The following is an 11,239-nucleotide window of genomic DNA, read 5'->3' as shown; positions in this document are numbered from 1 at the left end:
ATAGAAGTAGCGTTTGCTTGCTTATATAAAGAAGTCAAAACATAGAAGAATAAAGCGGCCTTGGGTCGCTTTATTTTTATCGGCAGCTTCTTGGCTCCCATCAGCTTACTTAGTGAAAGCGGTTAATTCGCTTCAAAATTCATTTTAGTTCATTCAAAACGTCACCTAACTGTCATTTCAGGGGCATACCTTGAGCCTTAACTGAATAAGGATTGTTAAGGAGATTGTATGCGTACTATCGAACCTATTGTCCGCTGGGATGTGGCATTTTCTGTTTTCTGTTTAAAGAGCCGTTATAGCGGACAACAGGCGACACTCAGTAAGGCGGTGTCTCATACTGGAGATGGACATCTTTACGTTTTGATTGCTTTGGTTGCACTACTGGCTGACAGTTACACCGGACGAGACTTTCTTTTGGTGGGCTTAACTGCCTTTGCAATCGAGTTACCTATTTACTGGTTTGCCAAAAATACCCTCAAGCGTCGCAGACCCGCTGAATTCTCTTCATTGCTTTATTCCCATATTGTGCCATCTGATAAATACAGCCTGCCTTCTGGGCATTCCGCAGCGGCTTTTGTTATGGCGACTCTAATCGGACATTTCTATCCGAGCTTATATCTCTTTAGCCTGATTTGGGCGGCAGCGATTGCTGGCTCTCGAATCCTACTTGGTGTGCACTTTTTAACGGACGTACTGATTGGCGCAGCCTTGGGCATCGCTTGTACTAGCCTTGCTATCAGCTTCATCCTGTAATCATTTTGTTGGCAACAATCACTGCCGAGCTTAAGTGGCAAACATAAAGGAACATGCATGAAAATTTTATATGGCGTACAAGGCACAGGGAATGGGCACATTGCTCGAGCGAGAGCAATGGCCGTGGCTTTTCGTCAGCAAAATATCGATGTCGATTTTCTGTTCTCTGGGCGAGACGAGAGCAAGTACTTCTCGATGGAAGCGTTTGGTAATTATCAGACCCGCAGCGGCTTAACTTTTTACAGCGAGCAGGGGCAGGTTAAATACGGCAAGACATTCATCAAGAACAACATCTGGCGATTTCTCAGTGAGATTAATCAGATCGATTTGACGCCTTATGACTTAGTGTTGAATGACTTTGAACCTGTGACTGCATGGGCAGCTAAGAGGCAAGGTGTGCCATGCATTGGCATAAGCCACCAGAATGCGTTCCGCTATGATGTACCGAAAGAAGGGGGCAACTGGATTGAACATTCGGTGATTCAACATTTCGCCCCAACTGAGCACTCGATTGGTTTGCATTGGTATCACTTTGAACAACCGATACTGCCGCCTATCGTTCACACGCTGGCTGGTGATCAACAAACCAAAACAGCACAAGACTTTACGTTGGTCTATTTGCCGTTTGAGGATCTTGAGTCGATCTCAGAGCTGTTGATGAAGTTTATTTCGCACAACTTTGTCTGTTATCACCCGAATGTCATTGAGCACAGTCGAGTCGAAAATATTGAGTTCAAACCACTGAGTCATGCCGGTTTCCAATTCGACCTCAATCAATGCTCTGGTGTAGTGGCTAATGGCGGTTTTGAATTGCCATCGGAAGCCCTAACCTTGGGTAAGAAATTGCTTCTCAAACCACTTGAGGGGCAGTTCGAACAACAGAGCAATGTGGCGACGCTAGAGGCTCTTGGATTAGCTCAAACTATGACCTTTTTAGACGCGGCTACCTTGCGTGGTTGGCTCGGTGAAAAGCAGGCTGAAGTGGTCACTTATCCCGACGTGGCAAGTGCACTTGTTGAATGGGTGTTAGCGGGCAATTGGTCCAACCAAGATGACTTAAGAAAGCAACTTTGGGACAAGGTAGATTTTCCTAGTTATGCATCGCTCACTTAACTCATAAGTGTTATTTCTGAATCAACCAGTCAAACAATTCATGGGTTCAATAAATTGTAACAAATGTAACCAAACGATAGAACAGCTAAATAAGTCGAAATGAAACTCATAAGTGATGCATTTTATGTTTTTTTATAACTCTATAAATAATTGATTTTTAGATGTTATTTAATCATTAAGGTAAAATAAAATTATTCTTTATCAATCTTGTTGGTAGCTCGAGATTTATTGGTTAATAGTAATGGTAATCCGAAAAACATCGGTCTGATAAATATAAGAATTAGTGGTTATCTATTCCTATACCATTACCAATTTAACGCTGTCGAACCGACAAGAGGCAACTTGAATGTTAGAGAAAAAAGACGCAATGAGTGCTATTGCAAGCTACAGAATGGAAAGCACACTTCGTGGAGTCGACTTAAATCTTTTGACTGTATTTGATGCAGTTATGCAAGAGCAAAACATTACACGTGCAGCTCATAATCTGGGTATGTCTCAGCCTGCTGTAAGTAACGCTGTTGCTCGTCTAAAAGTGATGTTTAACGACGAACTATTCATGCGTCAAGGTCGTGGTATTCAGCCGACTCAACGTGCTCGTCAGTTGTTTGGTCCAATCCGCCAAGCACTGCAGTTAGTACGCAATGAACTGCCAAGTTCTGTGTTCTCTCCAGAGTCGTCTTCTCGTCTGTTCAAACTTGCGATTTGTAGCCCTTGTGACATGCGTTTTGCACCTAAGATCATGTCGACAATCAACGACCAAGCACCGAGCGTTAAACTGCACATGGATGCAGAATTCGATCGTCAACTTTCTGAGCGTATGCGCTACCAAGAAATCGACTTCGTTATTGATTACGCTCGTTTTGATGAGCAGGGCTTTTCAAGCACTGAGATCTTCCAAGACGAATTAGTTGTTGTTGCTTCTGCTTCTCACCCACGTATCAACGGTGAAGTTTCAGCGGCAGAGCTGCTTAACGAAAAGCACGCAAAACTGTCTCGCATCCATGGTCAACGCAGCTTCTCAGAGCAAGCTTACCGTGACCTAGATTGCACACCTTTCTACGAAGGTACGAGCTTAAGCAACGTACTTTACGTTGTTGGTCAATCTGAGCTTGTGACAATTGCACCTCGTTGGATGGTTGAGCATGCCGCGAACAAAGATCAGCTTCAGATCCTAGATTTCCCATTCGATAATGCGGCAATTTCTGGCTTCCTAAGCTGGCACGAATCAAGTGAAAAGGATAAAGGACACATTTGGTTACGCGATCAGTTAATGATGATCTGTGGCGAAGTCGTGGCGCTTAACTAAGCACTAATCCCTATGATTTGTAAGCCCTAAGCTGGGAGTCTGGCTTGGGGCTTTTTTGTACCTGCTATTTTTGTTGATAGAAAACTTAGCGTGAGACGTACTATTACTTATAACTTTGAGCTTCATCAGTTGCCTTTTCCATGATCAGAGGTACACTTGTGCGCTCAAAAAAGCTTACAGGTGTAAGCCAAAGGTAAAGAGATGGCCAATTTAGATTTTCATATCGTAAAAAGACTTCGTGACCAAATTGCCCAAGGCGGCAACCGTACAGCTTTGAAGCATAAAGTCGATAATGTATGGCAAGGTATTAGCTGGGAACAGTTTGGACAACAAATCGATACGCTTTCATTAGCACTGTTGGCTCACGGACTGAGAGTTCAGGATAAGATCGGTATCTTTTCGAACAATATGCCTCAGTGGACTGTGGCAGATTTTGCATCTTTACAAGCGCGTCTTGTAACGGTACCAATCTACCCAACCAACACAGCGGCGCAGTCTTCTTACATTATCCAAAATGCAGATGTGAAGATCTTATTCGTTGGCGAGCAAGCTCAATTTGATGCGGCGGTTAGCCTTTTTGAAGAGTGTGAACAGCTAGAAGTTGTTGTGGCGATGTCTGATGATATCGATCTGCAAGGACATCGCTTTGCCGTCTCTTGGAAAGAGTTCATGGCTCGTGGTGTTGAAGAGCAGCAAGCTGAACTTGATGTTCGTCTTGCGGATGCCTGTATGGATGACTTACTGACGCTTATCTATACCTCTGGTACAACAGGCCAGCCAAAAGGCGTAATGCTTGATTACACGAACGTTGGCTATCAACTAAAAGGCCATGATGAGCGCCTTAGCTTAAGCAAAGACGACGTCTCATTGTGTTTCTTACCTTTATCACATGTATTTGAGCGTGCTTGGACTTTCTATGTCCTTTATAAAGGCGCAACCAACTGTTACCTGCAAGACACAATGCAAGTGCGTGATGCGCTGAGTGATGTTAAGCCAACGGTTATGTCTGCAGTTCCTCGTTTCTACGAGAAGATATTCTCAGCGATTCACGAGAAAGTATCTAAAGCACCGTTTATCCGTAAAGTCCTCTTTACTTGGGCGGTGAATATGGGAGCGAAGCTTTCTGTTTGTCACCAAGAAGGTCGCACACCATCATTCATGCTGAAGAAGAGCCATGCGCTTGCCGATAAGCTTGTGTTATCTAAACTGCGAGCTCTGTTAGGCGGTAACATCAACTTCATGCCATGTGGTGGTGCGAAGCTTGATGAAACCATTGGTCGCTTCTTCCACGCGATTGGTATCAACGTAAAACTTGGCTACGGCATGACAGAAACCACGGCAACAGTATCGTGCTGGGATGACCGCTGTTTTAACCCTGATTCAATTGGTATGTCGATGCCGGGCGCTGAAGTGAAAATTGGTGCTAAGGATGAGATTCTTGTTCGTGGTCCAATGGTGATGCGTGGCTACTACAAGATGCCAGAAGAGACCGCTAAGACGTTTGACGAGCACGGTTTCCTAAAGACTGGTGATGCGGGACATTTTGATGAAAATGGTAACCTGTTCATTACTGATCGTATTAAAGAATTGATGAAGACCTCTGGCGGTAAGTACATTGCACCGCAAGTGGTTGAAGGCGCGATTGGTAAAGATCACTTTATCGAACAGATTGCCGTTATCGCTGATACGCGCAAATTCGTTTCTGCGCTGATCGTTCCTTGTTATGACTCTCTAGAAGAGTATGCCAAAGAGCTGAATATCAAGTATCACGACCGTGTTGAGCTTGTTAAGCACCACCAGATTGTCGAGATGCTAGAGAAGCGCGTGAATGACTTGCAGCAAGAGTTGGCTAAGTTTGAGCAAGTGAAGAAATTCAAGTTGCTGCCAAAAGCATTTTCTATGGATGATGGCGAACTGACACCTACTCAAAAATTGCGTCGTAAAGTTATCAACGATAAGTATCAAGACGAAATCGAAGAAATGTACAATGAAAAGTCTAAAGATAAGTAGTTTTCTGCTTAGATAAATTTTCAGTTGTTTAAAAATCCCCCTACGAATGTGATTGCATTTTTAGGGGGATTTTTTATGCCTGCTGACACAGCACAATGTGCGAAAGCGCACATCAATAAGGATGTAATTAATCGATAAATCGTGATTCATTTGAATATTAAGCTCTTTTTTTTAGATGTTAATTGGTTTTTAAATCTAACTATTGGGTTTGGTTTGGGTTTTATTTGATGCTTTCAGCTAATAGTTGGTTTTTTGACGTAATTATCGGATAACAGGTGTTAGACCAGATGATAATAAAGCGTTAAAGTTGTTTCGTATTACTGTTTGTTGTTATCACGACAGACAGCCATAGCCGAAAAAGTGGAAGTATTTCGAATTAGGCTACGAATAAGCCCTAGACTATGAAAAACCAGCCCAACATGTTCACCAAATATGGTTGGAAACTGGTGAGGAGAGCAAAATGACAACAAAATCTGAAACAGCCATGTTATCCGGCGCTGAGATGGTGGTGCAGTCTCTAATTGAAGAGGGTGTAGAACAAATCTTTGGTTACCCAGGTGGTTCTGTACTTGATATCTATGATGCGCTGCATGCTAAAACTGCTGAAATTAAACACGTATTAGTACGACACGAACAAGCCGCTACCCACATGGCAGATGGCTATACTCGTTCTACCGGTAAGCCGGGCGTAGTACTTGTGTGTTCTGGTCCGGGTGCGACCAATACCGTTACTGGTATTGCCACCGCCTACATGGACTCAATTCCAATGATAGTTATTTCTGGTAACGTACCAAATAGCTTAATTGGTAATGACGCCTTCCAAGAGTGTGACATCGTGGGTGTATCCCGTCCGATCGTTAAACACAGCTTCCTCGTTAAGAAAGCGGAAGATATCCCTGAAGTCGTTAAAAAAGCATTCTATATTTCAACGACAGGACGTCCTGGTCCTGTGGTTATTGATCTGCCAAAAGACATCTTAAACCCACAAATCAAGCTTCCTTATGAATACCCAGAAACGCTAAAAATGCGTTCGTATAACCCAACGGTTACGGGTCATAAAGGTCAGATCAAAAAGGCGCTAAAAGCCCTTCTTGAAGCGAAGAAGCCGGTACTTTATGTCGGTGGTGGTGCAGTTATTTCTGAGGCAGATAAGCCGCTGTTAAAATTAGCAGAGGCACTGAATTTACCCGTGGTAAGCACCCTAATGGGGCTTGGCGCTTTCCCTGGTACCCATAAGAACTCTTTGGGTATGTTGGGCATGCATGGTTTGTATGAAGCCAATATGGCGATGCACAATGCGGACTTGATCTTTGGTATTGGCGTACGTTTCGATGATCGAACCACCAATAACCTAGATAAGTACTGCCCTGATGCGAAGATCATGCACATTGATATCGACCCATCTTCTATCTCTAAAAACGTAAAAGTGGATCTACCGATTGTAGGTTCAGCGGAAAAAGTACTAGAGAGCATGGTTAACCTGCTTATTGAGCAAGGTGGAACTAACGATGCAGACGCGATGGAAAGCTGGTGGAGTGAAATTAAACAGTGGCAAGAGCGTGACTGCTTAGCGTATGACAAAACGTCTGGTCGTATTAAGCCACAACAAGTTATTGAAACACTTCATAAAGTAACCAATGGCGATGCCTATGTTGCTTCTGATGTAGGTCAACACCAAATGTTTGCTGCTTTGTACTACCCGTTTGACAAGCCACGCCGTTGGATTAACTCTGGTGGTCTAGGCACGATGGGCTTTGGCCTACCTGCTGGTATGGGCGTTAAGTTTGCGAAACCTGATGAAGAAGTTGTGATTGTTACTGGTGACGGCAGTATTCAAATGAATATCCAAGAGCTGTCGACTGCGCTGCAATACAATATTCCCGTTAAGATTATTAACCTTAACAACCGTTTCTTAGGCATGGTAAAACAGTGGCAAGACATTGTTTATCAAGGTCGTTACTCTAATTCATATATGGACTCTGTTCCTGATTTTGCTGCGATTGCTGAGGCTTATGGCCACGTTGGCATGCGTATTTCATCTCCGGATGAATTGGAATCAGGCTTGGAAAAAGCATTAGCAATGAAAGACCGTCTGGTATTTGTTGACATCAGTGTTGATGACACCGAGCACGTATACCCAATGCAGATCAAAGGCGAGGGTATGGATAACATGTGGCTAAGCAAAACGGAGAGAACATAATATGAGACACATCATTTCACTATTAATGGAAAACCAACCAGGCGCACTTTCTCGAGTGGTTGGCTTGTTTTCTCAGCGTGGCTACAACATCGAGTCTTTGAATGTATCTCCTACGGATGATCCAACGCTTTCTCGTCTTAATGTCACCACTAATTCAAGCGAAATGCAGCTTGAGCAGATTCAGAAGCAGTTACACAAACTGATCGATGTACTTAAGGTACAAGAAGTGTCTGAGCTTGAGCATATCGAGCGTGAACTTCTAATGGTAAAAGTACGCGCTAGCGGCTTTGCTCGTGCTGAAGTGAAACGCACAGCAGATATTTTCCGTGGTCAGATCGTTGATGTAACGGCTTCGCAATACACGGTGCAAATGGCCGGTACTAGCGAGAAGCTTGATGCTTTCATTCAGGCATTGTCTGAGGTAACGGAAGTGCTTGAAGTGGCTCGAAGTGGTGTCGTTGGCATTGCTCGCGGTGAGCGCGCACTAAAAGCGTAAGCGATCGTTATTGGAAAAATAGTTTTAAAGCCGCTTTTTTAAGCGGCTTTTATTTTGTTCATTATTTAGAGTGCTATAATCCCGCGCTTCACTTCCATTCACCTGAGTTAGCAATGAGAAATAAAAAAGCCATAATTACATTGCTGATTATCTCTATCACACTGTCTTCTGCTGTAGGTCTCTATTACCTGCAACGCTATCAAGAAGTGAAACAGCAGAGCTTCGACTACTCAGCGAAACAAGCCGTCCATCAGTTAGTGTATGCCAAACGAGATTATGATCTTCTTAAGACCCAATTAGTTTCTGTGATGGGGCTGTTAAGTCACAGTCAAAGCTTGGTTGATTTTGCTTCTTCTCCATCTAACCAAACCAAAGATCTACTTGAAGAGGTTTGGCAGTCTGTCCTAGTGAACCAGAAATGGTATACGCAGATCCACCTGTTAGATATAGCGGGTAAAGAGCTGGTTCGCGTAAATTATTCCGCTGAAACAGGCTATATAACGATACCTCAAGAGCTTCAAGATAAGTCTGACTCTAGCTACTTCGAATATGCTCAAGAACTAGAAGCCGAGCAGATTGGCGGCTGGGGCATTGAACTTGAAACTGAGCATGGTGAGGTAATCTTGCCTTATATTCCGGTAATTCGTGTCTTTACTCCCGTAGAAACACCTGAAAAAAGAGTCGGCTATCTTGTTATAAATCTCGACGTATGGGGTTTATCGTCGCGTCTTAGTTATTCACCTGATAATGACCTTAAAGCAGAAGTGCTCAATGAAGCCGGTTATTACATCGCGAGTAACAACAGCGGTAAGCTATTCGGCGACTCTATTCCTGAACGAAAAGGCTTCAACCTAAAAAACATCGCACCGAAGACTTGGGATGCAATCTCCAATGAGCAGGCGGGACACGTTTTTGAGGATGGTAATTTGTTTGCGTTTAACACGGTTATGCTAGCGAACAATCAAAAGGTCCATTTGCTCATTCAACTTAATGAAAAACAGCTTCTTGCTCGTGCAGAGCGCGATCTCAATGATCTTGCTCATGAAGAGATCATCGTCCTCTTTACTGTATTGATCTTTGCCTTTCCGTTTGCTTATCTGGTAACTCACTATCGACGACGCAGCTTAGAAAGTAAATTAGCGCGAGCGGCATTGAATGGTATGTCAGCGGTGATGATCTCTGATAAGCAACATCGTGCCATGATGATCAATAACGAATTTGAAAACATAACTGGTTACAGTAAAAAGCAAGTCATTGGACAGAACGCCTTACAACTGCTTCTGGAAAATACCGAGCAGACACTCTCTAGTGATTCAATCTGGCAGCACCTAGAGCAAGAAGAAGTTTGGGAAGGGGAAGTGTTGTGTAAGAACAAACTTCGTATTCCTTTTACTGCGATCATGCGAGTTCACGCGGTCAAAAACAACTCGGGTAAAATCAGTTACTACATTACGTCACTGGTCGACATCTCGGTGAGAAAAGAGCTTGAAGTCCGTTTACGCGTTCTAAGCGAGCGAGACTCTTTGAGCAACCTCTGGAACCGTCGCAAGTTCGAAGAGCAGCTCGCTTACTATTCTCGCTTGGTTGAGCGTTACCCTAACGAAGCGACGACTTGCTTGGCTTTGGTCGATATTGATAACTTCAAGCGAATCAATGACGAGCTTGGACATAATGAAGGCGACCGTGTGATTGCTGGTGTTGCCAAGCTTTTGCAGGACAGCCTTCGCAGTACTGACTTTGTCGCTCGTGTTGGGGGAGAGGAGTTTGCACTACTGATGCCACACACCACTCTGCCTGAAGCAAAACGCGTCTTGGATCGTTTACGTATCGAGATAGAGCTCGCCGCGGGGACTAAAGTGACAGTCAGCGTCGGCTTTACGGATTTAACCAGTAACAGTACTCGTTCGTACAAATGTGCCGATGTGGGGCTTTACGAATCTAAATCGTCAGGTCGCAATACAGTGTCTTTGTGCCCAAGTCATGCTGATGTCGCTTAATTCTCTGTATTCAATCGTGTTTGAATACCTATGAAACCTTCATCCTTCCTCCGACTTATCTCTATTGAATGAGCAATTTACCTACTCTCAATACTGAACAATCCTGAAAATCTCACTTTGGAAAGATCCGTATCACAAACATTAGCTAGTTAGACTAAAGTCTAATGCTGGCGATAATTTGAGCTAAACTGAACAATAAGCAAATGGCTGTACTTCAGATTTCATCGTGTTAGACGGTGCAATAAATAGAGTGTTTACCGGAAGTAAAAGGATGACACCGTTAACTTAATTCATTGGATTAGCTCGAGCAAGCATTTGGGGATCATACTGTCGAGTGAAAAGAGGCGTAGTATGTTTGTCGATTTTTTAGTGAGGTTAACCATAGGCACATTAGTCATTCTTGGTTTTCAACTGAGTGCGTTGTATTTTTTACCTATGGTCGTGCTTCTCAATACTCATCATAAAGAGTTTTTTGGGTGGTAGTTCAGTCGTAATACTGGAAATAAAAAACGGAGCCATTGGGCTCCGTTTTTATGTAGTTAGAATCTATCTTGGCTTGATGCTTAAGCAGCTTCGATAACTTCTTCAATTCGTTTCATTGAGCTTAGCAGGTGTTGATCCAGCAGCTCTGTCGCTTGATCGACATTTTTAGCGAGTACTAGCTTCATGATCATTTCGTGTTCATCGATATTGAACAGATCGTCTGTCACTGTTTCAGCCGATAGAACTAGGAAACGATAACGCTTAACTTGGTTGATCAAGTCATCAAAGAATTTAAACATGTTCTCTGAATCCGCGCCTTCAAGCAGTGATACATGGAACTGTTGGTGACGTTCTTCCCACTCAGCGCAGTCAAACTCTTCTGCCACATATTGGATTTTAGACAGTTTATGATAAGACGTCAGTACTTCTAATTCCCAGCTCTCATCGCCTGATGAAATGGCTTTTTTAAGCAAAACTGAAGAGACAACACGAAGGCTTTCGTACAAATCGTTAAGTTCTTTCTTTGATACTGGAGATACCCAGCAGCCTTTTTGTGGCTCTAGTTTTACGTACTTGCTCCAAGACAATTGTACCAAGGCTTCACGAATTGGCGATGCACCCACGTTGTATCTACTTTTTAGATCAGCAACAACGAGTTTTTGGCCAGGGAGCAATTCACCGTTCAGGATATCTTGGCGAATCATTTTCGATACTTTATCAGTGAGAGTAGGACTAGACATTACAAACCTCATGTATATATTTGATTTCTAGTCTGCTAATCCGTCTCTTAGAAAGAGTCAATTGGAAGTTAACAGTACGTAGTTCTATTATGTGTTGATAATACAGCGTACTGAAAAGTTAGGCAAGATATTGTTTCATAA

General features: G+C 43.2%; 8 protein-coding genes. 7 read left to right on the top strand and 1 reads right to left on the bottom strand.

Annotation, left to right across the window (positions count from 1 at the left end):
* The first annotated feature begins 228 nt into the window (after positions 1–228).
* The 7 genes from ED652_RS06520 to ED652_RS06490 all read left to right on the top strand — a co-directional run bounded on the left by ED652_RS06520 (position 229) and on the right by ED652_RS06490 (position 9,875).
* Positions 229–753 (top strand): phosphatase PAP2 family protein, encoded by a 525-nt coding sequence (locus ED652_RS06520; protein ID WP_004735880.1) that lies wholly within the window; start codon positions 229–231, stop codon positions 751–753.
* Positions 754–810: 57 nt separating this feature from the next.
* Positions 811–1,866, top strand: a complete 1,056-nt coding sequence (locus ED652_RS06515) for an MJ1255/VC2487 family glycosyltransferase (RefSeq protein ID WP_122053931.1) — start codon at positions 811–813, stop codon at positions 1,864–1,866.
* Between the two features lie 346 nt (positions 1,867–2,212).
* The gene (leuO, locus tag ED652_RS06510; RefSeq protein ID WP_004735878.1) at positions 2,213–3,172 is read left to right on the top strand and encodes a transcriptional regulator LeuO; all 960 of its coding nucleotides are present in this window, start codon (positions 2,213–2,215) and stop codon (positions 3,170–3,172) included.
* Between the two features lie 201 nt (positions 3,173–3,373).
* Positions 3,374–5,182, top strand: a complete 1,809-nt coding sequence (locus ED652_RS06505) for a long-chain fatty acid--CoA ligase (protein WP_122053929.1) — start codon at positions 3,374–3,376, stop codon at positions 5,180–5,182.
* Positions 5,183–5,642: 460 nt separating this feature from the next.
* Positions 5,643–7,382, top strand: coding sequence for an acetolactate synthase 3 large subunit (locus ED652_RS06500; RefSeq protein ID WP_122053928.1), 1,740 nt, complete (start codon positions 5,643–5,645; stop codon positions 7,380–7,382).
* A gap of 1 nt (position 7,383) precedes the next feature.
* Positions 7,384–7,878 carry an acetolactate synthase small subunit gene (gene ilvN / locus ED652_RS06495; protein ID WP_008219984.1) on the top strand — a complete coding sequence of 165 codons (495 nt, stop codon included), beginning with the start codon at positions 7,384–7,386 and terminating at the stop codon, positions 7,876–7,878.
* A 113-nt stretch (positions 7,879–7,991) separates the two neighbouring features.
* Positions 7,992–9,875, top strand: coding sequence for a diguanylate cyclase (locus ED652_RS06490; RefSeq protein ID WP_122053926.1), 1,884 nt, complete (start codon positions 7,992–7,994; stop codon positions 9,873–9,875).
* A gap of 563 nt (positions 9,876–10,438) precedes the next feature.
* On the opposite strand, the gene ED652_RS06485 is transcribed toward ED652_RS06490, so the two are convergent.
* Positions 10,439–11,110, bottom strand: coding sequence for a GntR family transcriptional regulator (locus ED652_RS06485; protein ID WP_017104458.1), 672 nt, complete (start codon positions 11,108–11,110; stop codon positions 10,439–10,441).
* Positions 11,111–11,239: the final 129 nt, after the last annotated feature.

The sequence above is a fragment of the Vibrio sp. Evd11 genome, from assembly GCF_900382755.1.
Lineage (GTDB): Bacteria > Pseudomonadota > Gammaproteobacteria > Enterobacterales > Vibrionaceae > Vibrio > Vibrio lentus.
This window is presented reverse-complemented; position numbering and strand designations above follow the sequence as displayed.

Coding starts and splice junctions, on each gene's coding strand:
- ED652_RS06520 (WP_004735880.1), top strand. CDS start 229: ATGCGTACTATCGAACCTATTGTCCGCTGGGATGTGGCATTTTCTGTT.
- ED652_RS06515 (WP_122053931.1), top strand. CDS start 811: ATGAAAATTTTATATGGCGTACAAGGCACAGGGAATGGGCACATTGCT.
- leuO (WP_004735878.1), top strand. CDS start 2,213: ATGTTAGAGAAAAAAGACGCAATGAGTGCTATTGCAAGCTACAGAATG.
- ED652_RS06505 (WP_122053929.1), top strand. CDS start 3,374: ATGGCCAATTTAGATTTTCATATCGTAAAAAGACTTCGTGACCAAATT.
- ED652_RS06500 (WP_122053928.1), top strand. CDS start 5,643: ATGACAACAAAATCTGAAACAGCCATGTTATCCGGCGCTGAGATGGTG.
- ilvN (WP_008219984.1), top strand. CDS start 7,384: ATGAGACACATCATTTCACTATTAATGGAAAACCAACCAGGCGCACTT.
- ED652_RS06490 (WP_122053926.1), top strand. CDS start 7,992: ATGAGAAATAAAAAAGCCATAATTACATTGCTGATTATCTCTATCACA.
- ED652_RS06485 (WP_017104458.1), bottom strand. CDS start 11,110: ATGAGGTTTGTAATGTCTAGTCCTACTCTCACTGATAAAGTATCGAAA.